At 35.6% G+C, this 26,904-nt stretch carries 29 protein-coding genes and 3 pseudogenes; 9 read left to right on the top strand and 23 right to left on the bottom strand.

Going from position 1 to position 26,904, the window contains the following annotated elements:
- Positions 1-32 precede the first annotated feature (32 nt).
- The 8 genes and pseudogenes from QWZ06_RS26380 to QWZ06_RS26345 all read right to left on the bottom strand — a co-directional run bounded on the left by QWZ06_RS26380 (position 33) and on the right by QWZ06_RS26345 (position 7,272).
- A pseudogene (locus tag QWZ06_RS26380) lies at positions 33-1,435 on the bottom strand (nucleoside recognition domain-containing protein).
- Between the two features lie 323 nt (positions 1,436-1,758).
- Entirely contained in the window at positions 1,759-2,268 is a 510-nt protein-coding gene (locus tag QWZ06_RS26375; protein WP_290302110.1) for a DUF6973 domain-containing protein, read from the bottom strand.
- A 53-nt stretch (positions 2,269-2,321) separates the two neighbouring features.
- Entirely contained in the window at positions 2,322-3,176 is an 855-nt protein-coding gene (gene accD, locus QWZ06_RS26370) for an acetyl-CoA carboxylase, carboxyltransferase subunit beta (RefSeq protein WP_290302108.1), read from the bottom strand.
- A 91-nt stretch (positions 3,177-3,267) separates the two neighbouring features.
- Positions 3,268-4,337, bottom strand: a pseudogene (gene fbaA, locus QWZ06_RS26365) (class II fructose-bisphosphate aldolase).
- Between the two features lie 69 nt (positions 4,338-4,406).
- Positions 4,407-5,273 (bottom strand): NAD kinase, encoded by an 867-nt coding sequence (locus QWZ06_RS26360; protein ID WP_290302107.1) that lies wholly within the window; start codon positions 5,271-5,273, stop codon positions 4,407-4,409.
- A gap of 1 nt (position 5,274) precedes the next feature.
- Positions 5,275-5,928 carry a CBS domain-containing protein gene (locus tag QWZ06_RS26355; RefSeq protein ID WP_290302104.1) on the bottom strand — a complete coding sequence of 218 codons (654 nt, stop codon included), beginning with the start codon at positions 5,926-5,928 and terminating at the stop codon, positions 5,275-5,277.
- Positions 5,929-6,115: 187 nt separating this feature from the next.
- On the bottom strand, positions 6,116-6,646 hold the full coding sequence (locus QWZ06_RS26350) for an RNA methyltransferase (protein WP_123869277.1): 531 nt from the start codon (positions 6,644-6,646) through the stop codon (positions 6,116-6,118).
- Positions 6,647-6,651: 5 nt separating this feature from the next.
- Positions 6,652-7,272, bottom strand: coding sequence for a toxin-antitoxin system YwqK family antitoxin (locus QWZ06_RS26345; protein ID WP_290302100.1), 621 nt, complete (start codon positions 7,270-7,272; stop codon positions 6,652-6,654).
- A gap of 55 nt (positions 7,273-7,327) precedes the next feature.
- Between QWZ06_RS26345 and QWZ06_RS26340 the strand changes: the two genes are divergently transcribed.
- Complete coding sequence (locus QWZ06_RS26340; RefSeq protein WP_290302098.1) at positions 7,328-7,927, top strand: hypothetical protein; 600 nt, start codon at positions 7,328-7,330, stop codon at positions 7,925-7,927.
- Positions 7,928-7,939: 12 nt separating this feature from the next.
- Here QWZ06_RS26340 and QWZ06_RS26335 read toward each other — a convergent pair whose 3' ends face one another.
- Positions 7,940-8,836 carry a bestrophin family protein gene (locus tag QWZ06_RS26335; protein WP_290302096.1) on the bottom strand — a complete coding sequence of 299 codons (897 nt, stop codon included), beginning with the start codon at positions 8,834-8,836 and terminating at the stop codon, positions 7,940-7,942.
- 253 nt (positions 8,837-9,089) lie between these two features.
- On the opposite strand from QWZ06_RS26335, the gene QWZ06_RS26330 reads away from it, so the two are divergent.
- Positions 9,090-9,968: a cupin-like domain-containing protein gene (locus QWZ06_RS26330; RefSeq protein WP_290302095.1), complete on the top strand. Its 879-nt coding sequence runs from the start codon at positions 9,090-9,092 to the stop codon at positions 9,966-9,968.
- Positions 9,969-10,209: 241 nt separating this feature from the next.
- Here QWZ06_RS26330 and QWZ06_RS26325 read toward each other — a convergent pair whose 3' ends face one another.
- A complete protein-coding gene (locus tag QWZ06_RS26325) occupies positions 10,210-10,740 on the bottom strand; it encodes a GNAT family N-acetyltransferase (RefSeq protein ID WP_290302094.1) in 531 nt (176 codons plus the stop codon).
- A gap of 123 nt (positions 10,741-10,863) precedes the next feature.
- Here QWZ06_RS26325 and mutS point away from each other — a divergent pair.
- Positions 10,864-13,451 (top strand): annotated as a pseudogene (gene mutS, locus QWZ06_RS26320) (DNA mismatch repair protein MutS).
- Between the two features lie 21 nt (positions 13,452-13,472).
- Here the strand turns inward: mutS and QWZ06_RS26315 are convergent.
- The 8 genes from QWZ06_RS26315 to QWZ06_RS26280 form a co-directional block, all read right to left on the bottom strand.
- A complete protein-coding gene (locus tag QWZ06_RS26315) occupies positions 13,473-13,934 on the bottom strand; it encodes a hypothetical protein (RefSeq protein ID WP_290302093.1) in 462 nt (153 codons plus the stop codon).
- 99 nt (positions 13,935-14,033) lie between these two features.
- Positions 14,034-17,369 (bottom strand): FIDD domain-containing protein, encoded by a 3,336-nt coding sequence (locus tag QWZ06_RS26310; protein ID WP_290302091.1) that lies wholly within the window; start codon positions 17,367-17,369, stop codon positions 14,034-14,036.
- Positions 17,333-17,878, bottom strand: coding sequence for a hypothetical protein (locus QWZ06_RS26305; RefSeq protein WP_290302090.1), 546 nt, complete (start codon positions 17,876-17,878; stop codon positions 17,333-17,335). Before QWZ06_RS26305 ends, QWZ06_RS26310 begins: the two co-directional genes overlap by 37 nt.
- 11 nt (positions 17,879-17,889) lie before the next feature.
- The gene (locus tag QWZ06_RS26300) at positions 17,890-18,228 is read right to left on the bottom strand and encodes a hypothetical protein (protein ID WP_290302089.1); all 339 of its coding nucleotides are present in this window, start codon (positions 18,226-18,228) and stop codon (positions 17,890-17,892) included.
- 743 nt (positions 18,229-18,971) lie between these two features.
- Positions 18,972-19,139: a hypothetical protein gene (locus tag QWZ06_RS26295; protein WP_290302088.1), complete on the bottom strand. Its 168-nt coding sequence runs from the start codon at positions 19,137-19,139 to the stop codon at positions 18,972-18,974.
- Between the two features lie 50 nt (positions 19,140-19,189).
- Entirely contained in the window at positions 19,190-19,348 is a 159-nt protein-coding gene (locus tag QWZ06_RS26290; RefSeq protein WP_290302087.1) for a hypothetical protein, read from the bottom strand.
- Between the two features lie 347 nt (positions 19,349-19,695).
- Positions 19,696-19,854, bottom strand: a complete 159-nt coding sequence (locus tag QWZ06_RS26285) for a hypothetical protein (protein WP_290302086.1) — start codon at positions 19,852-19,854, stop codon at positions 19,696-19,698.
- Positions 19,855-19,878: 24 nt separating this feature from the next.
- Positions 19,879-20,037: a class IIb bacteriocin, lactobin A/cerein 7B family gene (locus tag QWZ06_RS26280; protein WP_290302085.1), complete on the bottom strand. Its 159-nt coding sequence runs from the start codon at positions 20,035-20,037 to the stop codon at positions 19,879-19,881.
- Positions 20,038-20,395: 358 nt separating this feature from the next.
- Between QWZ06_RS26280 and QWZ06_RS26275 the strand changes: the two genes are divergently transcribed.
- Complete coding sequence (locus QWZ06_RS26275) at positions 20,396-20,575, top strand: hypothetical protein (RefSeq protein ID WP_290302083.1); 180 nt, start codon at positions 20,396-20,398, stop codon at positions 20,573-20,575.
- Positions 20,576-20,629: 54 nt separating this feature from the next.
- Positions 20,630-21,022: a ribosomal maturation YjgA family protein gene (locus QWZ06_RS26270; RefSeq protein ID WP_290302082.1), complete on the top strand. Its 393-nt coding sequence runs from the start codon at positions 20,630-20,632 to the stop codon at positions 21,020-21,022.
- Between the two features lie 15 nt (positions 21,023-21,037).
- Here QWZ06_RS26270 and QWZ06_RS26265 read toward each other — a convergent pair whose 3' ends face one another.
- From QWZ06_RS26265 to QWZ06_RS26250, 5 genes are read right to left on the bottom strand one after another with little or no spacing between them, the layout of a single operon-like run.
- Entirely contained in the window at positions 21,038-21,955 is a 918-nt protein-coding gene (locus QWZ06_RS26265) for a YARHG domain-containing protein (protein ID WP_290302081.1), read from the bottom strand.
- Complete coding sequence (locus tag QWZ06_RS26260) at positions 21,952-22,587, bottom strand: DUF2306 domain-containing protein (RefSeq protein ID WP_290302080.1); 636 nt, start codon at positions 22,585-22,587, stop codon at positions 21,952-21,954. The genes QWZ06_RS26265 and QWZ06_RS26260 overlap by 4 nt, the downstream gene beginning before the upstream one ends.
- Positions 22,588-22,596: 9 nt before the next feature.
- Positions 22,597-22,743 carry a hypothetical protein gene (locus QWZ06_RS28075; RefSeq protein ID WP_353960040.1) on the bottom strand — a complete coding sequence of 49 codons (147 nt, stop codon included), beginning with the start codon at positions 22,741-22,743 and terminating at the stop codon, positions 22,597-22,599.
- Between the two features lie 26 nt (positions 22,744-22,769).
- Positions 22,770-22,988: a hypothetical protein gene (locus tag QWZ06_RS26255; protein WP_290302079.1), complete on the bottom strand. Its 219-nt coding sequence runs from the start codon at positions 22,986-22,988 to the stop codon at positions 22,770-22,772.
- A gap of 28 nt (positions 22,989-23,016) precedes the next feature.
- A complete protein-coding gene (locus QWZ06_RS26250; protein WP_290302078.1) occupies positions 23,017-24,219 on the bottom strand; it encodes a BaiN/RdsA family NAD(P)/FAD-dependent oxidoreductase in 1,203 nt (400 codons plus the stop codon).
- Positions 24,220-24,334: 115 nt separating this feature from the next.
- Here QWZ06_RS26250 and QWZ06_RS26245 point away from each other — a divergent pair, with 115 nt between their 5' ends.
- The 4 genes from QWZ06_RS26245 (at position 24,335) to QWZ06_RS26230 (ending at position 26,880) form a co-directional block, all read left to right on the top strand.
- Positions 24,335-24,829, top strand: coding sequence for an acyl-CoA thioesterase (locus tag QWZ06_RS26245; RefSeq protein ID WP_290302077.1), 495 nt, complete (start codon positions 24,335-24,337; stop codon positions 24,827-24,829).
- An 81-nt stretch (positions 24,830-24,910) separates the two neighbouring features.
- Entirely contained in the window at positions 24,911-25,972 is a 1,062-nt protein-coding gene (gene thiL, locus QWZ06_RS26240) for a thiamine-phosphate kinase (protein ID WP_290302076.1), read from the top strand.
- A gap of 90 nt (positions 25,973-26,062) precedes the next feature.
- Complete coding sequence (locus QWZ06_RS26235) at positions 26,063-26,491, top strand: hypothetical protein (RefSeq protein ID WP_290302075.1); 429 nt, start codon at positions 26,063-26,065, stop codon at positions 26,489-26,491.
- Between the two features lie 89 nt (positions 26,492-26,580).
- Entirely contained in the window at positions 26,581-26,880 is a 300-nt protein-coding gene (locus tag QWZ06_RS26230; protein ID WP_290302074.1) for a helix-turn-helix domain-containing protein, read from the top strand.
- The last annotated feature ends 24 nt before the right edge of the window (positions 26,881-26,904 follow it).

The raw sequence follows: 26,904 nt of genomic DNA, 5'->3' as shown, positions 1-26,904 counted from the left end.
AAGAACTAGCAACCGACAAACCAGCAACTAGATTAAGCAAAGAAAAGGTACGCTAAAGCAATAGAGGTAATAATACCCACCAAATCTGCCAAAGCATAGCAATCACCGTGTATCTTGTATTCTTTATGGCTACGGCACCAAAGTATACCGCAATCACATAGAATGTCGTGTCTGAGCTTCCCTGAAGAACGGCAGCTAATTTACCCTGAAAGCTATCTGCTCCGAAAGTTGCCATGGTGTCTACCATCATTCCTCTGGCTCCGGAACCGGATAAAGGTTTGATTAATGCTGTGGGAAGTCCATCAACGAATCTTGGGTCAAGGTTAGCTGTATAGGCAACCCATTTCATCCCGTCAATGAGAACATCGAAAACTCCGGAAGTTCTTAAAAGAGAAATAGCGATCAGCATTCCAACGAGGTAAGGAATAATCTTTACACAGGTTGTAAATCCTTCTTTAGCGCCTTCAATAAAGGCATCAAAAACGTTGATCTTTTTATAAACCGCTCCAAGTACGATCGCTAGGAAAATAAAGAGAATAAGACCATTACTTAATACCTTACTAAAATCATCAAGTTCGTCCTTGCTCAAATGTACAAGATAGACCACTAATAATCCGATAATAGCAGAAATTCCTCCTACGTAAGCAATCACTACAGGGCGGAGAAGATTGATCTTTTGGTATAAAGAAACAATAATCATAGCTGCTAAAGTTGCTGCAAAAGTTGCAATCATACAAGGCAGAAAGATATCGGTAGGAGTTTTAGAGCCCATTGATGCCCTGATCGCAATAATAGATACCGGAATAAGTGTCATTCCTCCTGCGTGAAGACACAGAAACATGATTTGTGAATTGCTGGCAGTATCTTTATTAGGATTTAAAGTCTGAAGACTTTCCATCGCTTTCAATCCAAATGGAGTAGCTGCATTATCCAATCCCAGAAGATTGGCGCTGAAATTCATCAGCATATGCCCGAATGCCGGGTGATTTTTAGGAATATCAGGAAATAATTTAGAAAAGAAAGGTTGAATGAATCGGCTTAAAAGATTGATTCCGCCCGCTTTTTCAGCAATACTCATGAATCCCATAAAAAGAGTCATAATTCCAATCAAGCCAATGCATATTTTTACAGCGGTTTCAGAGGTTCCGATAACGCCATCAGCTTCCTGAACGCGGTAAACCTTTACATTTTGCTTTAAAGAATCTGTTTTATAGTGAATTCTACTATCAGCAAAATCGTTTTTCTTCATCAGGCTGTCTTTCACCACCGGAGAAAGGACAGTCATAGGCTGAGTCGCAATCTTGACCGTATCACCACCTTTTCCAACAACCATGTCGTTGAAAATCGTTTTGTAATTGCTTGACGAGATGTATTTTATACTGGCAATGGCAATGGCGATGATAATAAAAGCCGACCAAATTCTGCTGAGAACCATTCGATTGATTTAATTGTTTAAACTTATCAAAAATACTTTAAACCACAAAAGTTACAAAAGAATTAAACACTTAAGTTTTTGAGAAGTGAGAAGGATTCTTTTGATAACAGTCTCAAGCTATTGAAAATCATTTGTTTTAACGCGATGTTCGCAAAGATTTTTATAGGAAGATGTATATTTTTCGTTCGCAGTGGCGTTAACACTTAGCAGAGGACACTAATTAGATTCCCTTGCTGAATGAAATGCCCTTGCGCTCAAAAAATATGTATAAAGTTTTATAACTTCTTTGCGTATTCTTAGCGTTAAAAATAAAATATATTTAATTAATCTTCCAGGTAAACAAGGTGTCCTTCAAAATCATCATCTAGATTTTTCAATACCTTGGCATCATCCATCTTTTTTACTAATCCGTCTACAAAAAAGCTTTTTTCAAAAAATTGGCGGTGAATTCCTGGTAATAGTTCCATAAAATAATCCATTCCGAATTTGTTGTTGTGGAGATCCATTTTGGTTTCCAAGGGTTGATTGGGGAAAAGTTCTTCGTGCATATCTGTCATTCTTTTACAGAAACCCAATGCTTTTTTAGGGGAAGAAACCTTGCTGCAATACATCATGATGAAACAGCACCAGAGTGCATGTCTGAATGCATTTCCTATCCCATTGTTAGACGCTGTTTTAGGAAATTTTGCCTGTGCAATGGTATATGCCTTAGCTGTAGCATGAAAGCTCAGTATGGCAAAAAGAGGATGGGGAAGAACAAGCGATAAAAGACGAATGATCTTTTTAAAGCTCATACTCCGGATGGTATTGAAAAATATCTTAAAAGTCCTCATAAATAAAAATCTCTCCCTAATTAGAGAGAGATTGTATTGTTTTTGTTACAGAATTATGCTTTTGCAGCTAATAAATTAACGGTTTTAGCAACAGTATCCTGAATTTCAGTTCTTTTTACAATGAAGTCCACAAATCCTTTTTCTTGTAGGAATTCAGAGGTCTGGAATCCTTCCGGTAAGTCTCTACCGATGGTTTCACGGATTACTCTTGGCCCTGCAAAACCGATTAATGCACCCGGTTCAGCCATGATGATATCAGCAGTCATCGCGAAAGATGCTGTAATTCCACCAAAAGTTGGGTCACAAAGGTAAGCGATGTATAAAAGACCCGCTTCTGAAAGCTGAGCCAATTTAGCCTGTACCTTAGCTAACTGCATCAAAGAATAAGTTGCTTCCTGCATTCTAGCTCCTCCGGACTGACAGATAATCATATACGGAAGTTTGTTCTTGATACAATAATCAATCGCTCTTTTGATTTTTTCACCCATTACAGAACCTAAAGATCCCCCAATAAAAGCGAAATCCATACAAGAAACTACCATTTCAGTTCCTTTTACGGTTCCTACAGCATTTCTGATAGAGTCTGTAAGTTTAGTTTTTGCTTTTACTTCTTTTAAACGATCTTTATAAGGCTTTGTATCCTTAAAGTTCAAGATATCAATACTTTCAACATTGGCATCCAGTTCGGTAAATTTACCACCGTCAAAAAGGATGTCAAAAAATTCCGCACTTCCTATTCTTACATGAAATCCATCTTCAGGAGAAACATAGTTATTTCTCTTTAATTCATCATGTTCCACAACTTTTCCGGATGGAGTCTGATGCCAAAGACCTTTGGGAACGTCCTTTTTCTCATCAGTAGAGGTGGTAATGTTTTTTGCTTTTCTTTTAAACCAGTCGAATGCCATTTTTAATTGTATTAATGTATAAATGTAAAATGTACCAATGTGAATGTACTCCTTATGAAATACTCTTTACATTGGTACAAATGTACAGTTCTTATTTTAAAGTATTTACGTTATTTAAATCTTCAAATGCTTGTACTAATCTTGTAGAGAAAGTTTCCTCACCTTTTCTTACCCAAACTCTTGGGTCATAGAATTTTTTGTTAGGCTTTTCTTCTCCTTCAGGGTTTCCGATTTGAGCTCTTAAATAATCAATATTGTTTACCATATAATCTCTAACGCCCTCTGTGTATGCAAACTGAAGGTCAGTATCGATATTCATTTTGATTACTCCATAGTCGATCGCTTCTCTGATTTCTTCCAAAGTAGATCCTGAACCTCCGTGGAATACAAAGTTAATCGGCTTATCAGCAGTTCCGAATTTCTCCTGAACATATTTCTGAGAGTTGTCTAGGATTTTTGGAGTAAGAACCACATTTCCTGGTTTGTAAACTCCGTGTACGTTACCGAATGCAGCTGCAATCGTAAAGTTATCAGAAATAGCTTTTAATTTTTCATAGGTATACGCTACATCTTCAGGCTGAGTATATAATTTAGAGTTATCAACGTCTGAGTTGTCAACACCATCTTCTTCACCACCAGTTACTCCGATTTCTACTTCAAGAGTCATCTGAAGTTTAGCCATTCTTTCAAAATATTTAGCTGAAATTTCAATGTTTCTTCTAAAGGTTCTTCAGAAAGGTCTAACATGTGAGAAGAGTAAAGAGATTTTCCTGTTTGCTTGAAGAACTCTTCGTTAGCATCCATTAATCCGTCGATCCAAGGCAATAATTTCTTTGCACAGTGGTCTGTGTGAAGAATTACGGTTGCTCCGTAAGCTTCAGCAAGTGTATGAATGTGTTTAGCACCTGCGATAGCTCCTAAAATTGCAGACTTTTGTCCGTCATTGCTTAATCCTTTCCCTGCATTGAAAGCAGCTCCACCATTTGAAAACTGAATAATTACAGGAGAGTTCAATTTCGCTGCAGTTTCCATCACCGCGTTTACATTGCTTGATCCAATTACGTTTACTGCAGGTAATGCAAACTTGTTTTCTTTAGCATACTGAAAAATATCAGTAACTAGCTGACCTGTGGCAACTCCTGCCGGAAAAATTCTGCTCATGTTTTACTTTTTATTATAAATTTATTAGGTGTTTATTTTCGTGTAAAGGTAATCATTTTTAAGAAATCATTAATTTCTTTTGTCACGCCCCCAAAGTAGCTTCTGACGGATGGTTTCGTAGAAGCTTAAATTATTGGGCTGTACCAAAAGAAGCTGAAAATCTGCTTTCCTGATGATAATCTCCTTATCGGTTTCGATATGAATTAATCTGGAGTCTAGAGACAATGAGTATTGTGGTACTCTGCTTTCTACTCTAAATTTGATTTCTACTTTATCATTAACGACTAAAGGTCTCACATTAAGATTGTGAGGTGCGATAGGGGTGATGACAAAGTTTTCGTTATTAGGAGAAATAATTGGCCCGCCACAGCTTAAAGAATAAGCTGTAGATCCTGTTGGAGTGGAGATAATAACCCCATCGCCCCAGAATACATTTAGAAATTCATTGTTAATATAAGAATCCACCGTAATCATAGAGGTTGTTTCCTTTCGGGATACAGTGACATCATTTAATGCATATGGGAAAAATCCCTCCAGGTTTGGAGAAACCACTTGGATTACTGAACGACGGCTAGTTTTTACATCTCCTTTTAAGATGGCATCCAGCTCTTTAAAAGCTTCTTCTTTTGTAAAAAAGGCCAGGAATCCTAATCTTCCGGTATTTACCCCAACTACAGGAATTTCAAGATCTTCGATGAAGGTAAGAGAATTTACAATGGTTCCATCGCCACCAAAGGTGAAGAAAAGATCCACTTCTTTATCCACAAGATCCTGCTTATTGTTGAAAGTCTCGAAAATTTTCGAAAACTGAAGTGCTTCAGCCATTTCATCATACAGAACAGATTTTACACCTCTGGTTTCAAGTTCAGAGATAAACTTGCTTAAATATAAAAAAGTATCAAGATCTTTTTTCTGAGAATATATGGCTGCCTTCATGTTATATTTCTATAAATTTTTGGAAAAAACCGAATCGGTCTTTAAAGAGATCGGATTTCTCATCAGAATAATATTTTTCAACAATTCTGTAGTCGTACCGGTCAAAAGTTGAGTCTATCGAGGCTAAATTTTCATTGCTAATCTTGATGGTAACATGAATTACCTCATCAGACATAAAGCTAATGAATCCGCCATAAAATTTCGAATTATTGCTTTCCACAATATTAGCGATTTCCGTCATGGAGTACTTTCTGGCAGGAGCTTCTACCGTAAGAATCGCTCCAGATTCTGAAAATAACGGATAACGGGAAAGATCCTGGAAGATATCATCACAGGTAATATAGCCCAAATACTTTTCACTCTTGTTGATCACTGGGATCACATTGGTATTGAATGTATAAAACAGGCGGATACTATCCATGATATTATGATCATCCAGAATGGCAAATCTCTCGATTTGATGCTCAAGATCCTTCAAAGTTCCACCATCTTCTTCATATAAAAAGTCCTTAGCAAGGGCTCCATAAAAGTGATGGGATTTTTTGATGAAAATATGAGAATATCCGAAATCATCCAATGTATTTCTTGCCGATTCTATAGAGTCCGACAGGTTAAAGCATGGGAAATCTTTTGAGATATAGTCCTTGATAAACATTGTGCTAATTTATAAAAAATTAAACGAAACTTTTTCTGAAAACGCGACTTTTTTTAAGTTAAAACAAAAAAAGTGCCGTTAAAATTTGTTTGTAAATAAAAAAAAAGTACCTTTGTCGCCTTTCATTTTTACTTTTTATTAGATTTATTTCAAACTGCACTGTCTACTAATGACATATGCAGTTTTTTTATTTTAGGGCTTTTGCAAACTCCCACATCACAATTCCACCACATACACTTACATTAAGAGAATGCTTGGTTCCAAGTTGTGGAATTTCTAAGAATACATCAACATTAGGGAGTACCTCATCACTGATACCTTCTACTTCATTGCCTAGAATAAGGGCATATTTTTTTGATTTGTCAATTGTAAAATCTGTAATCATTTGACTCCCGGTAGTCTGCTCAATTCCAATGATCTCATATCCTTTGCTTTTCAAATCAGAGATAGCATTATTAGTGTCTTCTTCGTGAGACCAATCTACGCTTTCCGTAGCCCCTAATGCCGCTTTGTGAATTTCACGGTGAGGTGGTTGCGGAGTAATTCCGCAAAGGATTATTTTTTCAATTAAGAAGGCATCTGCCGTTCTGAAGGCTGCACCTACATTGTGCATACTTCTGATATTATCTAAAATGATGACCAACGGAATTTTTTCAACTTTCTTAAATGTTTCTACATCTATTCTGTTTAGTTCCTCCAGTTTTAGTTTCTGTACCAATTGTATTATTTTGTTGAGATTAATTTTCCGTCTTTATAGACCTCGGTTTTTTCAATGCTGCCGTCTTCACGGTAATGGATTCTGTTGCCATTCCATTTGTCATTGACAAATTCTGTTTCACGCTGTACCTTTCCCGATGGATAAAATGCTTTCCATTTTCCGGTAGCAAGTCCGTTTTCATAGGTTCCGATCTGCTTTACTGATTTTCCATCTTCATGAAAAAGTTTGGTTTCTCCATGCAGCTTTGCAAATTTATAGTTGGAAACTTCTTCCACAACTCCTTTGGGAGAATAGAAGGTACCGGTAAAACTATTGTCATAAATGTTTTTGTCTCCATTTCTATAAGCTTCCTTAGCGGTAAGGGTGCCATTTTTATCGTAATAAGACCATTCTTTTACTTTGAAGTCTTTTTTGAATTCACCCTTTGCATTTACTTTTCCATTATCATGGTAAAAAACAGCATCCCCTTCTTTTTTTCCTTTCTTCCATTCAATGACATTCTTTACCTGTCCGTTGTCATAGAACTCTTTGCAGGTTCCTTCCTGTAATCCGTCTTTATATCCACAAGGTTTCTGCGCCAAGATCATGGTAGAAGCAGAGAAAAACAATAGAAAAATGTATTTCATAGCTATTTTTATTTCAAAAATAGTAAAATACTTATATTTGATTCAAAAATATACTATGAAAAAATTACTTACTTTATTTATACTGTTGTTTGCTTTTCTGCATTCACAAGCACAGAACACCTATTATCCTCAAGCTTTCTTTGATAAAAAGCTGGCTCGTGATATGCTGGCGTTCGGAAATTCAACGATTGAAGGCGTAGCTTCTACCAAGCAAAAAAATAATTGGGGAATCAAACCTCTTCTTGGGCAAAAACATTATGCTCCGAAAGGAACCGTTATTATGCTTTTTCCTGTAACTCCTTATTTTGAAGAGTTTTATAGCATGAGAAAGAAGTATGAAAATAAAAAGACTACCGTTTATATGTCTGAGGAAGCTTTTAAATACAGAGTAGAAGCCTTAACAGATGATCATGGGCGATTTAAATTTGAAAAATTGAAACCTGGGAAGTATTATCTTGAAACCATTGTAAACTTTACAGCTACTGCAAGTTACCAGCAGCAAACAGGAACTTCAGATGCTTATAATGGGTATGGAGCTTATCTGTATTCTACTCCGATATACAGCACTTTCTTTTATGGATATGACGCTGCGAACAGGGAAAGTAAATTTGTCGAAATAAAAGCAGACGGCGAACTCAAAGAAATCAACCTTTAAAAGGTTGATTTTTTATTTTTTGCTCATAATCTGGTGAACATTTTTCTCAATATTCTGGGCGATCGTTTCCATTGGGATGTCATTCTCATCATTGTTAAAAGGATCTTCAATTTCTTCAGCAATCATTTCAAGGCTCATCAATACATAATATACAAAAACCGTAAGCGGAATCATAAAAAGCCCGATGGTGATAACGTAAGCAATAGGAAGAGCAAGTACGTATAAAATGATGAACTTTTTAATAAATGAAGAGTAAGAATAAGGAATAGGAGTGTTCTTAATTCTTTCACAGCCACCACATACTTCCAGGAAGCCGGAAAGTTGAGTGTCTAAATAAAGCATTTCGATCTCTGAAATTTTTCCTTCTTTTTTTAATTGGTTCAGTTTATGGCTTAAAAGAATCACGATTTCGCTTGGTCCATGATTTTTTAATGTTTTTTCAATTTCAGAATAATCTTCATCCAATGCCAGACGAGTAGATTCTTTGGAAAGATGTTTAGCTAAGAAGTGCGGGAAATATTTTAAATATCTTGAGATCTGTTCCGCATCTTGGCGGTTATCTCCAAGAATGGTATTCATCTTTATGGCAAAGTTTCGGGTATCATTCACCAGTTTTCCCCAAAGTTTTCTTCCTTCCCACCATCTGTCATACGCTGTATTGGTACGAAAAACCAATAAAAGAGAGAGTACAAATCCCAATAAGGAATGAATCATGCCCACATTACTGATTCCTGATTTTGCAGTAAGATGAAAATATCCCACTTCCAAATATTGAATTCCCCAAGAGTATAATCCCACCATAATCATACTAGGGAAAAGAATCTTCAGGGTATCGCTCTTGTGTAAGCTGAAAAGGATCTTAAGGAAATGTTTCGTGTTGTATACTCTCATAAATTCGCTTAATATCACAAATATAAATTTTTCATCTGAGCTCTGCTAATAAAGTAAGGATGTCTGAGACTGGAAAGGGAAATTATGGAAGCCGGGGAAGCCGTTTAAGTTGTTTAAGTTGTTTATAAATAAATTTTTATTGAATGATATATAGATGTTTACAGGCGAATAGGAACTTCCAGCCTCCCGCTCCCAGCTTTCAACCTTTTTATCTTAATTTTTTCAGTTTTCAAAAAAACACTATTTTTATTTCGCATTAAATACAAAGTACATGATCCTCGAAAACGTAGATATTGTTGATGATATCAGTAAGGAAGATTTTCAGAAAAATTATTTCAAAAAGCACAAGCCTCTTTTAATCAAGAATTTTGCGAGTCGTTGGGATGCTTTTGATCTATGGAATCTGGCTTATATCCGGGATAAAGCGGGCGATCAGGAAGTTCCTCTGTACGATAATAAGCCTGCTGATGCCGCTAAGAGTTCTGATGCTCCGGTAGCGAATATGAAGATGAAGGATTATATTGATACGATAAAAAGTAAACCTTCAGATCTTAGGATCTTCTTTTATATTATTACAGACAGGCTTCCGGAGCTTCTAAAAAACTTTACCTATCCTGATTTGGGAATTAAATTTTTCAAAAGACTTCCTACTTTATTCTTTGGAGGGAGTGAGGCGCATGTATTAATGCATTATGATGTGGATTTGGGAGATTTTATGCATATCCATTTCGAAGGGAAAAAGAGAATATTGTTATTCGATCAGAAGCAATCTCCGTTTTTGTATAAAGTTCCATTATCTGTTCATACCATCTATGATGTAGATTATGAGAATCCTGATTATGAAAAATTTCCGGCACTGAAGTATGCAAAAGGATATGAAATTTTTATGGAACATGGTGATGCTCTTTTTATTCCGGGTGCATTCTGGCATTTTAACCGATACCTTGAACCGGGGTTTTCTCTTTCATTAAGAGCGCTTCCCAATAAACCGAACGTATTTGCGAGTATGTTGTATCACGTTTTCATAATGAGATACACTGATAAGCTTATGCGTAAAATTTTTAAAGCTAAGTGGGTGAATTACAAACAAAAATGGGCATTTAAAAAGAGTTCAGAAGCAGTAGAAAGGCATTTGGAGAAAGGAAATTAATCTTAAGGGATGGAAGATGGAGGCGGGAAGAAGGACGTTATTCTTGTCGAAAAGTCACTTTAAGTATTTCATAAAAAATATTTGATTCTTATATCCAATGTTGCCTCATTGTGATTGGCCACGCCGAATTTTCGATTTCTGACGAGGGAAAAATCTTTTATATCCTTACAGATGTTTAGAATGACAAGTACCTATTTATAGACAAATAGTAATTTCCAGCTTCCTTCTTCTGGCTCCCAGCCTATCTATTAATCAGTCCAAAAATCTTAGCATCTACAAACTTTCCTTTTTCAAAAAAGTAGTCTTTAAGAGTTCCTTCTTCTTGAAAATTAAGAGAAGTTAAGAGCTTTTCAGAGGAGGTATTGGCAGGATCAATAAAAGCATCTACACGATGTAATCTCATGCTTTCAAAACCGTATGTCAGAATGGGGAGAAGCGTTTCTTTCATATAAGACTGCTTCCAGAAAAGCGGATTCAGCTCATATCCGACTTCTGCTCTGAAATGTTCGCGGTACCAATTGTGATAGCCACATGTACCAATCACTTTACCATTAGATTTTAACTGTAAAGCCCAACGGAATCCTTTTCCTTTTTCAAACTCACTGTTGAAATGTTGAATGATACGCTGTGCATCTTCAGACACTTTGAAGGCTTCAAGATCATAGTATTCCATGACCTCATCTTGGGAGAAATATTCAAACAGATCTTCGGTATCATGAAGAGAGAGTTGTCGTAAGATAAGTCTTTCGGTTTCTAAAACAGGAAATTCCATGGATGTGATTTTATGGTGAAAATACAATTAATTCCCGATAAGGAAAAGTTATTCGGGGATAAACCATGAAACAATTCTGTAACCATGGATTTATTTCTTTAAATTTGGGGCTCATTTTTTACTATGGCAAAATCGAAGAAGGAAACTCCACTCATGACTCAGTATAATACCATCAAGGGAAAATACCCTGATGCCCTTTTGCTTTTCAGAGTAGGAGATTTTTATGAAACTTTTGGGCAGGATGCCGTGAAGACTTCCCAGATATTAGGAATTGTTCTTACTAAAAGGAATAATGGTGAAGGCAGTGTTGAATTAGCAGGATTCCCACATCATTCAATAGATTCTTATCTTCCCAAATTGGTAAGAGCAGGAATGAGAGTGGCTATATGCGATCAGCTGGAAGACCCTAAAATGGTCAAAGGAATTGTAAAAAGAGGAGTGACGGAATTGGTAACACCAGGAGTAACCTTCAATGATCAGGTCTTAAACTCTAAGAAAAACAACTTCCTGCTTTCTTTGCATAAAGAAAAAGAGAAATATGGAATCGCTTTAGTAGATATTTCTACCGGAGAGTTTTTGGTAAGTGAGGGAAATCTTGAAAAGCTGTTGCATATCGTCAATACTTTTGATCCAAGTGAAATCATTTTCCAGAGAAGTGTACAGATTCCTGATCAAATAAAGAATAAAAATGCCTTTAAGCTGGAAGACTGGGCATTTCAATATAATTTTGCCTACGAGAAGCTAACCAACCATTTTAAAACGAATTCGTTAAAAGGATTTGGAATAGAAACCCATCCATTGGCTATTACAGCAGCCGGAGCTATTTTTGCTTATCTGGTAGAGGATACTCATCATAATTTACTTTCCCATATCACTAAGCTGCAGATCATTCCTCAGGAAGATTATCTGATGATGGATAATTTTACCTTAAGAAATCTGGAGATCGTTTACCCAAGTAATCCGCAAGGGAAATCATTGCTAGATATTATTGATAAAACCTCAACTCCGATGGGAGGAAGATTGCTGAGAAGGAGGATTATTCTTCCTTTAAAATCGGTAGATGAAATTGCGAGAAGACTTTCCCTGATTGATTTCTTAAACGAGAACGATCATCTTAAATATGAAATAGGACAGCTTTTAAAGTCTATTTCTGATCTTGACCGATTGATGGGGAAACTGGCAGCAGAAAAAATATCCCCTAGGGAATTGGGGCATCTGCGTCAAAGTTTAATCAATATTCATAAAATCAAAGCATTATTGCATCCTCATGCAGATGTATTGGCATGGTTAGAGCCTCTGTTTGATCTTGAAGAACTGATCAAATTCCTGCAGAACCATCTTAATGAAGAGCTTCCGGTGAGTATTGCCAAAGGAAATGTAATTAAAGGTGGGGTTTCTGAAGAATTAGACCGATTAAGGAATCTCCAGAACAAAGGTCGTGGGTTCTTAGATGAAATGTGCCAGAGAGAAATTGAAAGAACAGGTATTACAAGTCTTAAAATTGATTTTAATAATGTTTTCGGATACTATATTGAAGTCCGAAATACCCATAAAGATAAAGTGCCGGATGACTGGGTAAGAAAACAGACCCTTGTGAATGCGGAGCGGTACATCACCGAAGAATTAAAGGAATATGAAAGCCAGATTCTAGGTGCTGAAGAGAAGATAGGAGTTCTGGAAAGTCAGCTCTATAGGAGTGTATGTGCTGAAACCATGGTTTATATTGATCAGATCCAAGGGAATTCCAATATTATTGCACAGCTTGATGTTGCTGCAGGATTATCAGAATTAGCTGTTTCTGAAAGTTATACAAAACCTATTCTGAATGATGGCTATGCAATTGATCTGAAAGAAGCAAGACATCCGATTATTGAAAATGCTCTTCCTTTGGGAGAAAAATATATTCCCAATGATATCTTTTTAGATAAAGATTCTCAGCAGATCATTATGGTTACAGGGCCTAACATGGCCGGTAAATCGGCGATTTTGCGTCAGACAGCGATCGTATGTCTTTTGGCTCAGATCGGAAGCTTTGTACCCGCAAACATGCAGAAATTGGACTGCTGGATAAGATCTTTACAAGGGTAGGGGCAACGGATAATATTTCTGCCGGTGAATCTACTTTCATGGTGGAAATGAATGAAGCGGCTAATATCTTGAATAATATTTCGGAACGAAGCCTTATCCTTTTGGATGAAATTGGTCGTGGAACTTCCACTTATGACGGAGTTTCCATTGCATGGGCGATAGCAGAATACCTTCATCAGCATACTACACAAGCGAAGACTTTATTTGCCACCCATTATCATGAGCTGAATGAAATGACAGTGAATTTTGAAAGAGTAAAGAACTTCCATGTTTCTATTCAGGAAAACAAAGGGAATATTATTTTCCTAAGAAAGCTGGTTCCGGGAGGCAGTGAGCATAGTTTTGGTATTCATGTAGCCAAACTGGCGGGAATGCCTGCAAAAGTAGTCAACAGAGCCAATGAGATCCTTAAAACGCTTGAGGCCAGCAGAACCCAGGATGGAGGAGCTTCAGAGAATATCAAAAGGGTAACAGAAGAAAATATGCAGCTTTCCTTCTTTCAACTGGATGATCCGGTTCTTGAGAATATCAGGGAAGAGCTTACCAAGATTGATATCAATACTTTAACACCGATTGAAGCTTTAATGAAGCTGAACGCGATAAAAAAAATGATTGGAGGATAGTCCAATCATTTTTTATAACATTTATTCTTCTATAAATTTGTAAGTAGAATTAGGAAAGTCAAAGACCACAGTATATTTTACAAGTGATCTTACTTTTTGGCCATTTAAAATGGCCGGTTCAAAAGCCTTTGTTATAGAGAAATTTTTCATACATCTCATAAGCTCTCCTTTTGTATTAGAATCAATAGGGTTTTTAATTTCAATTCTTGATATTGACCCGTCCATTTCTGAAACAAAAGATAATTTAAAATTATTGTCGGTAGGCATCTTTTCACCATCATAAACACTGTAATCAAAGAAGACCCAATAATTTTTCTGTTTTATTTTTGCTTTTTGATCAACCTTTGTATGGATAACCATTTCAGGGTCGATCTTTTGTTGAGACAGAGGGACAGAAGGGGGTGGAGCGCCGGAAGGAGGAGTATCCTGGCTGTATAAGTAAGAAAAGGGAATAAAGAATAATAATAAAGCAAGCTTATTCATGTTTTTGATTTTTACAAATATAGAGATAGGGAAACAATGTGGATATTATTATTCTTATGTCTGTTTCAAAATTCAGAAGATGAATGAACTATAATATTTTTAGTTTCTATCTTTAACAAGAAGCCAGCCCGTAAATACTTTCCCTGTCGGGAGAGTGATGACATACCAATAAGTGGCTGTTGGTACTGGTCTGCCGGCAATGGTTCCGTCCCAATTAATTTGAGTATTTGTATTTTGCTCATAGATCAAAGCCTGATAACGGTCAAATATTTTAGCATTCGTCATTCTGTTTCCAAAAATTTGAAGATTTTTCACAATCCATTGGTCATTGTGGCCATCTCCATTTGGAGTAATCGTGTTGGCAATCAATAAAATAACTTCTTCGCGCTTAACCACACATTCTTCATCCTCATATTTTACATAAAAAGTAATAATCTCTTTTGGCAGACTGTTGAAGATATTACTGGTTTGCCATGTCAATCCATCTATAGAATAAAGGATTGTTTTAGTTCCTGTTGCAATGACTGTGCAGCTATTTCCGTTAATGTTAATTCCTTCAATAACAGGTAGGTTATAATATTTCAATTCTAATTTTCCCGTATATGAGCAGCCATTGTCTGTTGTTATGGTAAGACTGTATATCCCGACAGATTTAATATTTGACACGGTGGCAGAGGATGAGATAATATTTCCGTTTGGATCTTTCCAAACATAACTGAGAATAGTATATCCCGGAATATTTGCAGTATAGGTGAGTGAGCCATCAGGGCAGATATACTTTGTAGGCAGTGTAAAGAGGGGAGTCGGTTTTAAGGATAGATGTATTTCTGCTTTTTCGGAACAATATCCAGGAGCGCTTACTTTTACATAGATAATAGTAGGTCCTGTATTTTGATTAAATAAATAAACAGATGGGTTTACAATAGCATTTATGCCTGCATTAAGATCAGCCAAAGATGAATAATAAGAGAATATAGAATTACCACTAGAATACATCTGCTGTTCAAATTGTACTAGATTTACATTTTCAATTCCGTCATTCCCTGCATCACAAACATTGTTTAGTTTAAATGGACCTGTATTCTGAAGCGGCAATTGAGTTCCAAATACGAAACTGATACGGGCAATATCGTCACAACCGGACATCGTTTGAACTTTAACCCATATCTGTGTAGGAAAAGGCGAAGTACTGTAATTAGAAGGGTTAGCAATTGGATTTATGCCGTTTTGTGCATCCTGTTGGGAGAGATAAAAGCTGAATGTATTCAAGGCATTAGGAGTATTTACCATTGAATGGGTAAAGTTCAATAAATTAACTTCATAACTACCATCCAAATTTTCATCACAAACACTGATTGTAGAATCAATTGCTTTTGGAGGAAAATAGGTTTCCAGCTGGATTGAAGCAATAGAATAACATCCTGTGGTCTTGGATTGGAATCTTACCCAGACAGTCAATGTAGAAACATTAGTGGTTATACTGTTGCCAATCTGGCTAGCTGGATTTCCCAGATTAGCATCTGTGTTTGTAAGATAGTATGATATGATCATATCTGAAAGAGGCTGAGTATTTTGGGATGGAATAAATAATTGAGGTACAGCATCATTTAGCTGGAATGTTTCATTCAAATCAAAGTTCTTATCACAAGTACGCAATGTGGCATTATTTAAAATGATAGGTGCTAAAAATGTCATTTGTATATTGACTTTTGCTACCGAAAAACATTCACTGTTTGCAAACTCAACTTTTACATACACTACAGCGCTTCCGGTTACCAAAAACTGTCCAGGATTATTGATCTGATTTGAAAATGTATGAGTTGTATTATCATAATCCAGATAATAGCTAAAGGTCACATTTAATCCATTATAAATCTGAGGCTCAACGAGCAGTAAGCTGTATATTTCTGATCCGTCATTGTTGTTATCACAAATGTTTTTTAGAGAAATATTTACCATGGATTTAACACCAGGATTTGTTGTAAGGCTAAAATGAATAGGATAAATTTCAGAGCATTTATAAGACGTAATTTTAACAAAAATCTGTTGATTTCCTGTAACAGTCAACAGATTTACAGGATTTATCCCATTTTGCGCATCAGCCTGAGTAAGATAAAACAAAGTAGTAGCATTCTGCGTCCCAATAATGGCATCTGAATACTGAGACAGTTGTATCGTTTCAGTATTATTGTGGTCAGGATCACAAACTGTAAAATTAGACTTAAAACTAATGGGATGTACCAGGTTTACAGTGATGGGTCTTATAGTATAGCATACGTCAGATTGTTCAAAACGAACAAAATATGTTTTCACCACCAGATGGCCATCCTGTGTAATTATTTGATTGGGACTAATCGGATTCAATCCCGTGGTAGCAGAGACATAATCATCATAAAACTCTGTAACAGGAACTGAAGCGGGCGAAATAAGCATACCTGTTGAAAGCGCTGCAAGATTGATGCTGATATCATCTGTTCCATTAAAACAGATGTATTCATTTTTTTCGTCGGCAATGATTTTTGTGAAAGTTACATTCATTGTAACAGGAACAACAGCAAAACATCCATTAGGAATCTGTACTCTGATAAAAACTTGATAAATGCCTTCTTTTATTGTTGTTAAGCCTAAACCCGTACCTGCAACAGCTTCATCATAGGTTCCATATGTAGTAAAAATAGCACCTGGCTGATTGGTGATAAGCGGCCCTATATTAAGCGCAAAATCAAAAGGTTCACTATTATCCGCATTAATATCACAAATAGCATAGTCGAAATGAATGGGCGATTTTACATTTGCTCCTGGTTTAAACTGAAAACTAACAGGTCCTAGCACATAGGTACAGTTTGCATCCTGAAGTCTCACCCAAATATGTATGTTTGATGTTATGTTGGCTGTAGTAATAGCATTGGTATTGTTTTGAGCATCAGTTTGTGTTAAATGATAAGTCCCTGTAGTTCCGGCCGGAAAAAGCTCATTATTAAGCAAAGCAAGATTATAGTTTTGTTCCACATTATCATTATTGGTATCACAAATTTCGACCTTGGTTTTAAGTAAGTCCTTGGTTTGAAAATTCAATGTTAGCTTCGCTATTCTGAAACACTCGGGAGTATTGGGATTCTGAATTCTTACATATAAAACAGTATTGGTTGTAAGGGAATAAGTTGAAGGCAATGCACTTGTTCCATTCTGTGCGTTTTGTAGGGTAGAATAAAAGCTAAAGTTAAAATTAGTGGGATTTTGGGAAGTAATATTGGGTTGAAAGCTATTCAAGTTAACAGTAATAGGAGTATTTCCACAAAAATTTTGAGTAAAGTCTTTAGCAGCGGGATATGTTGGATCAAATGTCACAGGAAAATCATCTGTTAGACTAAGACTACTACTACCGCAAATATCGAAACTTACTTTTGCCGTATAGATATCATTTTGCGTGGGCAAATGGTGGTTTGTATCCCCGTTCCTATTGTTTGACCCTGAGAGTTCGTCCATGTTACCTGAGGGTCTATATTGTTTCCCAGAGGGGTAAATTTCCATCCTTCTTTTAGAATCTGCCATACTCCTGTGTTTCTTGTAGCGGGTGAATATCCAAGTGTTCCGTCATTATTAATAATCCCTATCAATGCATTTTCAAATTTTCTTGTGGAACAGGGTAACATTTTTTTGTCTACAAAAATTTCAATAATATTTGTTGTCTCATGTAAAACTATTTGTGAAGTAGATCGTTCCATACAGCCTGCTATTCTCCCTTCGTAAAAATTGATTACAAATTTTCGGTAAGGAGCATTTCCGGTGGTGGAATAGTAAATCTCTGAGGAATCTCCAGAAGAAAAGACAAGATCATGATATACTCCAAAAATAGAATTTTTAGAAAGGTCGGGGCTTGGGTTCTGCCATTGTATATTAGGGTAATTTATATTCCCTAGCTGATCAGTATTGAATGTGACCATTCCATTAGAGCCTACAACAAGGGCTTCAAAATTTTGATTGAAAAAGCAGAACTTAAAGGAAGATCCAGTTGTACAGCAAACAAATCATCATAATTGGCATTCAGAGATGTTCCTTGATCCATTGGAATGGGAGGAGCATAAGGAATTGAGTTGACCTCGTAACTGGCAGTTCTTCGTAATACAGGATATTCTACGTGAAGAGAAAGGCATCCATTGGCATCAAGATTGTGGTTGCAGCTTACATTAAAGCTTTCATTCCCATTAGCATCTTTTATCTTTATGTCTACTGGCGCTTGTGAAAAAATAAAAACGGCAAAAAACAATCCTAGTAATTGTAAAAACTTTCCCATATAGTGAGAATTTTAAATGATGAGGTATTTCTTCATGAAATTCACGAAGTTTGAGAATAAAAGGTTCGGATTTGGAATAATCTCAAACTTATATTGAGATTATTTTTCTTAGAGTATGATATGCCTGTTAATTAGATAACCTTTTTAGGTTAAGTAACTTTATCCATTTTCATAATAATTGATATCAGTCTCTTTCAAGGCTTAGAAGCTGTACTGATTTTGTATGCAGTGCCCATTTATTGCAAACATTTTCAATCTATATCTTAGTAAAAAAAATAATTTTTTCATCATAATAATTTTTTATAGAGATATGGTAATGAATATTCATTGTTTCAATGCAAATTTTTGAGCATTGTTTTTATAATTATTTCACTTTCCATAAGTGTTTTTTATTTTGATAAATCTAAACTATATTTTTTAATAAAATATAAATTGGTAATAAACTCATTACATAATTTTATTTAATGTAATAAATATGGCTTTTTAATAATAAATTTGTAAAATATTCTTAGTAAATGCTTAAAATAAAAACGAAAGCAAAGAATAGAAATCGTAAAAAATAGTGTGATTCTTTCAAAAAAGATCATTAAGAAAGAATATAATAAATGGTTTTATTTAAAAAAGAATAATAATGAAATATTGATCAATATTAAAGGAGTATCCATACAAAAGCTAGGGATAGAAATAAAAAAAATGACTGGAAATAATCCAATCATTTTTCTTTTTATAAAGGTTGAAAATACTTAACAGCAGTATCCATCTTTACCTCTAGGGCCGATAATCATAAAATGACTGCTTACTCCTCTAAGTTTGCATAGATCTTCCGCGCAGTTGGCCTTAGCGCCACCGCTGATTTCTTTAAGCTCAGCTTTGGTAAGCTTTCTTTTCTTAAGTTTTGATGTGGTTTTCATAAGACTTTTTTATTTGGATTTGATTTCGTTGTTGAGGTTTCTAAGATGCACTAGCAGCAAGGGCCATCCTGGATTCCATAGACTCCATATTGCTCGTTTCCTGTATGATCTATACAGCTGAATACTATTGGGCAGATTATTCTGGCTCCGTTAATAGTTTTCATTTCTTTCTTTGTAAGTTTCTTTTTTTGAAGGGCTGATTTTTTCATAATGATTTAGTTTTAATGAATTTAGGTGTGTCTTGTTCTATCAGTATATATTTTTTTGACAGGCAGCAATTTTGAATATTGCTATATAAGTATTCTTTTGAAAGAGACACTTAATAAAATGTGATCGGAGAAAGATCTTCGATCACATTGGATTTCTATTGAATATTATTAACAGCATCTTCCTTTAGCGGTACATGCTCTTATTGACATTTCGCCGTCAATATTGCAAAAACACGTTCCAGGACAAATTTCTGAAGCTCCACCATGAATTTGTTTTAATTCACTTTTAGTCAATTTTCTCTTTTGAGGAGTTGATTTTTTCATGATAATTTTGTTTAAGATTTTGTTTAACAGCAATATCCATCTTTTGCAACAAGGCCTTTTACCATCCTGTCTAAACCAGGAACTTTACAAAAGCCTTTCGGGCAGTATGGAGGGCCTGCACCGTTGATTTCCCTTAATTCACCTTTAGTCAATTTTCTTTTTTGAATAGTTGAGCTTTTCATGATCATTGGGGTTTAATTTTTTACTTAGCAGCAAGATCCGTCTTTTGCTACCAGACCTCTTTCGAACTCGCCTGTTTCAGGAATATAACAGAAGCCTCTTAAGCATAATGGAAGAACTCCACCGTTGATTTCCTTTAATTCACTCTTAGTCAATTTTTTCTTTTGAATGTTTGATTTTTTCATAATAAATTAGTTTTGGTTGTACCCAAATATACAAAAATATTTAATTAAATCTACAGATTGTGAAAAAATATATAAATGTAAAGTGGTAGAATATAGTGTTTTATGTTGTGTTTTTTAAAAAATTCGTATTTCAATTAAGGCGCTGTGATTAATTTCATCAACAGTTTTATCTCTGTTGTCAGAAATCTAAAACTTATTATTTTTACGTTACTCCAAGAGCTATCATTGAATTTAGTTAGTAGAAGATAAGTTCACAAAATATACTATGAAAAAAATATTTTTAATACTCTCTTTATTCTCATTATTTGGATGCAATAAAGCGGCAAAAGAATGAGCTGAGCAAAAAATTCATGATTCTGTGGCAAAAGTATATAAGGGGTATGTAGATTCAGTAAGAATTACTAATAGACGTATTGATTCTACTGAAAAGAGCAGGGAAAAACCTTTTTATCCTCGTGTAGGGATGACATTTTGTAAAAATGGAAAGGTATTTCACGTTAGAACAATTCCTGATCCTAAATCTAAAGCTAAGAAATAATATATTTGTTGAAATAATCGAAAACTTGTATCTCCAATTTTTAATAGAATATATATGAAATTCCAATTTAGTCTGAAATACCTTCTTCTTTCCATTTTTATCTTTCTGATTGAAGTACTTATCGCTACAACGTTGAAGGATATTTTCTTTGTACGAGCATATCTTGGAGATGTGATTGTGGTGATGCTTCTTTATACTTTAGTAAAGAGCTTCTTTAGAACTAACAATGAAAAACTTATTCTTGGAATTTTAATTTTTTCCTGTTGTGTAGAGATTGCCCAATATTTCAAAGTTGCGGAAATATTAGGCTTCCGGGAGGGAAGTCTAATGTATATTGTGATTGGAAATTCTTTTTCATGGATAGATATATTGTGCTATGCTGTAGGATGCCTGCTTCTTTATTTTGCGGTAAAAATGAAGCCTTCAAAAGAATTGAAGGCTTTATAAAAATGTATCTTGGTTCTATCTTCCGAAACTATCATACTTATCCTCTGCATATTTCGTAAAACGATTTAGAAGAGCAACATTGTCTTTTTCCAAAGGAGAGAGCTCATGATCTACATTGTTTGAAACAGGAATATACCAATCTGTCTGTTCAAAGAAATTTCTGTATGTTTCTTTTTTAAAGGAATAGCCGTGTCTTGCAAATACAGAGTTTTTAATGATTTCTAGATCTAATTTTCGAAGATTCTTAAGGTCTTTTTCATTCAATTTTTGTTTAGAAGCATTCAGCTTAAAAACGGCATCAGAAGCAACTCTGTTCTTTGATGTGGTATAATTTTCCGTTTTTCCGTCACCGTCTGTATATTTTTCCACAAAATCTTTAGGATTGGCCCAATCGACCAGATTAGAGTCGGGGTTTAGCATAAAATTCGGATTGTAAACAAAATCTTTCTTGGTAAGTTTAAGGGTTTTTAAAGGAGATTTTACCGCTGTTTTATTAAATGCATTCCATTTTCCGGTTAAGCTGTCTCCATTCAGTTTCACTTCAAATCTGCCATCTGTCTTGTCATTCCCGGGTTCATCGAGTACAAATGTTTTTGATGTTTCATTAAAAATACCTTTAATAGGACGTTGGTTTCCATTCACAATACTTTGGCCATACACACTATCTTTTGTAATTCTGTTGATCTTTAGGGAGATTCTTTTGTAGACACTTTCTTCGTATTCAGAACCATCTCCGTCATCAATCATTTTTTCCATGCCGGCGAAATCACCCGTGTAGATTCCATAGTATTCTTTATGGACTTCCGGAATGATCACAGAGTCTTTTTTAGCAGTCAGTGAATCTTTTCCGGATGCATTGTCCTTGCCATCCTTTTTACAGCTTATTAAAGAAAGGGTAAGCAAGGAAATAAGAGTGTAGTTTAAAATTTTCATATCTGTTTTTTTGTGATTAAATATTCAATTAATAGGATATTGGGAATCCAGCCCAGCCACGCAATGATTTGGTAAACATCCATAGGATTGGGATGAAATAAATATACGATAATAACCTTCCACATTCGCAGGGTGATGGCTGATAATGTAAAAGCAAAACTCCGCCACATCCATTGCTTGTGTTCTTTAAATCTTTTTTGCCTGGCCAGCTGATAAGCTTTGAAAGTAGAAAACCACCATGAAAAGCCCAGAATAACGAATGAAATCTTTGAAAAAATTCCCCCATTGGCAAAAAATCCCATATAAATCCCAGAAGGTGCAGCCAAAAGTAAAATGAGAAAGATATATACCTTTCCCATGTTTCTGTGTAAGTTTTTCAATCCAAAATCTTTCCGAACTATAGCTAGAAATCCTGAGAGAAGTACAAAAATACTGGTATACACATGGGTATAGAAGAAATAGAGATATTCAGGTCTTTTTTCCACTTCAGTCTGCTTAATCATTAGAAAGCTGACATTGGGATTAATTGGAATATATTCCAGCGTAATGGTAAGCATCAGCCAAAAGAAATACACAAACCCTATGATGAGAAGGATCTTTAAAAATGTGATATTTCTTTTGACTGAAAGCATACCTATGTTTTAATCAAAATTTATCGACATTGGAAGAGTATACCAATAGTCCACAGGTTTGTTTTTATAAACTGCGGGCTCCCATTTTTTGTTTATGGTATTGATGACCCGTATCAATTCTTTATTAAAGCTTTCCTGCTCTCCGTTTGCCGTCACAGAGCTCAGTTCTCCCTTGGAATCAATTAGAAACCGTACCTCTGAGTTTGCTGAGTCTGTAATGATGCTAAATTTAATTTACTCATAATGAGTGTTCTGAATACAGCAATTCCTCCTGGAAATTCGGGTCTTATATCTGCTTTATTAGTGTAATCTTTTACAGGGGATTCTGCCCGGTCTTGTTTTACCTGAGAAAAACATAATGTGAACCCAAGCGTAAATAGTAGAAATATTAATTTTTTCATGTGTCGTTATCCTTATTTTTAGTGATTGTTATAGAGAATTTAAATCCTGTGCAATCAGCCATCCCTCACTCCAGCATGCCTGAAAATTAAAACCTCCGGTTACAGCATCTATATTTAAAACTTCTCCGGCAATATAAAAATTAGGAAGAAGTTTTGAAGACATGTTTTTAAAGTTAATTTCCTTTAAATCAATACCTCCTGCGGTTACAAATTCATCTTTGAATGTCGATTTTCCGGTCACCTGAAATTTTTTCTTACAAAGATTTTCAAGGATTTTCTGCATTTCTTTTCCTGAGACATTGGCCACCTGTTTATTGAGATCAACTTTTGAGATCTCTAAGATCTTCTGCCAGAATCTATTCGTAATATCGAAAATTTTCGATTGTCCGATGGTCTTTTTAGGATTACTTTGCTTGAAGTTCTGGAAAATTTCCTCCGCATCATCCAATGCTATAGACACAAAATTGACTTCAATTTCAAAGTTGTATTTAACTTTCGCCAGACTAATGGCTTCCCATGCAGAGATCTTCAGGACAGCTGGCCCGGAAAGTCCCCAATGGGTAATCAATAAGGGGCCGCTTTCGTCGGTTTTTAATTTTGGAATCGAAATACCCGCATTTTCAAAGCTAGTTCCTGGAAGGTCTTTTAAAAGGTCATCTTTAATATTAAATGTAAAAAGAGAAGGAACAAGATCAACAATCTTATGACCCAGATTTTCAACCATTTTTAAAGATTTAGGCGAACTCCCGGTAGTATATACGATATAATCTGCCTCAAAATCACCGGAATTGGTTTTTACAAGATATTTTTCCTCCTGTTTCACAATTTCTTTTACAGTGCATTTTGTTTGTACTATTACATTTTTCTTTTGAGCTTCATTCAAAAATGTATTGATGATCGTTTGTGAAGAATTGCTTTCAGGAAAAGTCCTGTTGTCATTTTCTATTTTCAAAGGAACATTACGCTGATCAAACCATTCCATCGTGTCTCCTGGCTGGAATTTAGAAAATACGCTCAGTAATTCTTTGTTTCCACGAGGGTAGAACTGTACCAATTCTCTTGGGTCAAAGCAGGCATGAGTAACATTACATCGTCCGCCTCCGGAAATTTTAACTTTCTGAAGGACATCCGAGTTCTGTTCTAAAATTGTAATTCTGTATTTTTTTTCGTCGAGGTTAGATGCGCAGAAAAAGCCTGCAGCACCGCCTCCGATAATGATGATCTGTTTCATGTCTATGTAATCCTATGCTGAAGATTATTTTTTCAAAAGTACAATTTTTATAAACCATCTTATTTGAGTATTTTTGAAGATTATAATTTTTAATTATACCAAAAACGATTTCAGTATGATTTTCTACCATAAATTTGAAGTACGTTGGAGCGACCTTGACGCCAACAAACACTTAGCCAATTCATCATATGTACAATACTGTGCACAAGCCAGAATGGCCTTTATGACCAAGGAAAAAATGGGAGTTACCCAATTAAGCAGATGGGGAATCGGTCCTGTTATCCTACACGAAAGATACTCTTTCTTCAAGGAGATCTATGCTGACCAGATAGTTATTGTAAGTGTAGAAATAGACGGATGTTCTGATGATTCTTCTATCTACCGTTTCGTACATAAATTTTATACTCCGGACGGGATGCACTGTGCAACTGCAGAGGCAACAGGCGTATGGATCGATATGATGTTGAGAAAAATGACCACTCCACCAGATGATGTAGTGGAAGCAATGAATAAATACAAAAGCTCAGAAACAGTGGTGTTATCAAAAGAAGACTTCAAAAAGCTTCCTTTCCATCCACACAATATTGATCCGGCAGAATTTACAAAATAATTCAAAGTTCAAGGTTTAAAGTTTGAGAAGTAATTTTTAAATCATTCATACTTTTTACATTGAACATTAATACAAAAAATCATGTTTGAAGATAAATCACAGGAGCTGACGCCCATTTCAAAATTAGGAGAATTCGGTCTGATTAAGCATTTAACAGAACACTTTCCTTTATCCAATGAGTCTTCGGAGCTTGGAGTAGGAGATGATGCGGCAGTGGTTAACCCTGGCAATAAAAAAGTAGTTCTTACTACAGATGTGCTGGCGGAAGGGGTACATTTTAATTTAGGATACGTTCCATTAAAGCATTTAGGGTATAAAGCGGTAGTCGTAAACCTAAGTGATATTGCTGCCATGAATGCGGTTCCTACGCAAATTTTGGTTACTCTTGCTGTTTCTAACCGCTTTCCGGTGGAAGCTTTAGAAGAAATCTATGCGGGAATTCAAGCAGCATGTGCGAGATATAAAGTAGACCTTATTGGTGGAGATACTACAAGTTCCAACGCAGGATTAGTAATGAGCATTACTGCTGTAGGAATTGAAACTGATGAAAATATTGTGAAGAGAAGTGGTGCAAAACCAAATGATCTTCTTGTAGTGACCGGTGATTTAGGGGGTGCATACATGGGATTACAGATTCTGGAAAGAGAGCATGCCGTTTACCTGGCAAATCCAAATATGCAACCTGAAATGGAAGGGTATGACTATATTCTGGAAAGACAGCTGAAACCTGAAGCAAGAACAGACGTTAAAACGATTTTAGAAGAACTGGATATTAAACCAACTTCTATGATTGATATTTCTGACGGGCTGGCTTCGGAAATCCTTCACCTTTCAGATCAGTCTAAAGTAGGATTCAGACTGTATGAAGAAAAAGTTCCATTGGATAACCTTACGATCTCTACAGCAGATGAAATGAACTTAAACCCTGTAGTGACTGCTTTAAGCGGCGGCGAAGATTATGAATTGCTGTTCACCATTTCTCCAAATGATTTTGATAAAATGAAAAACCATCCGGATTTTACCATTATCGGCCATGCGGTTGAAAAAGAAGAAGGAAACTTTATGGTAGCAAGAGGATCAAACCAATTAGTTGCTCTTACTGCTCAGGGATGGGACGCCTTTTTAGGAAACCAGAACGGATAAAATTTATTTAATTTTAAATATTGTAGAAAACCGCAGCACTTTTTTTGCTGTGGTTTTTGTTTATAGCTTACCTATTTTAAGAAGACAGTGATGATTACACTAGAAAAAGAAATACCGATGCATCATCTTACGTCTGAAGAATTTCAGATGAGTACATTGAGTGCAGCAGGCCCTGAGAATTTTCATGATGTTCACAGGCATAATTTTTTTGAAATCATCTGGTTCAAAGAAGTCTATGAAAATAGCCGTTTAGAGCTGGATTTTGAAAGTTACAAACTTGAGAACAATCAGATCTGTATTATCGCACCAGGCCAGGCATTCAATATGAAAGTAGAAGGCGAGGAGGGCTACGCCATGGCAATAAGCCGTGAAATTTTTAATGAAGCCTGCGATATTGAATCCGTACTCACAGGAGGAGAGCTTCCGTTTTTTTTAGATCTTAACAATGAAAAAACCTGCAGTACACTTATATCACTTATTGAGCAGGAATACAAAGGAACAGCAAGGACTGAACTTTAAAGGCTTATCTGAAAGCATTCTGTATCATCATTGGAGAACAGATTAATCCACAAGAACCTTTATTGAATGACCGTCAACGTGTTCAAGACTTGATAGCACTCATCGAAAAAAATTATATATTACACAAGGAAACGGCTTTTTATGCTGAAAAGCTAAAGATAAGTACCCATCACCTGAATGATATTGTACGCCTTTTAAGAGGGACAACGGTGAAAAGAATGATCAACCAACGGCTAATCCTGGAAGCCAAAAGAGAACTGAGCTTTGGAGCACTTACGGTAAAAGAGATTGCTTTTAAACTTGGTTTTAACGATGCTTCATATTTTTCAAGGTTTTTTAAGAAACATTCAGGTCAAAATCCTGAAAGCTTTAAGAATAATGAAAAATAACAATCTTCAATATTTACAATTAGA

The sequence above is a fragment of the Chryseobacterium tructae genome, from assembly GCF_030409875.1.
Classification (GTDB): domain Bacteria; phylum Bacteroidota; class Bacteroidia; order Flavobacteriales; family Weeksellaceae; genus Chryseobacterium; species Chryseobacterium tructae.
This window is presented reverse-complemented; position numbering and strand designations above follow the sequence as displayed.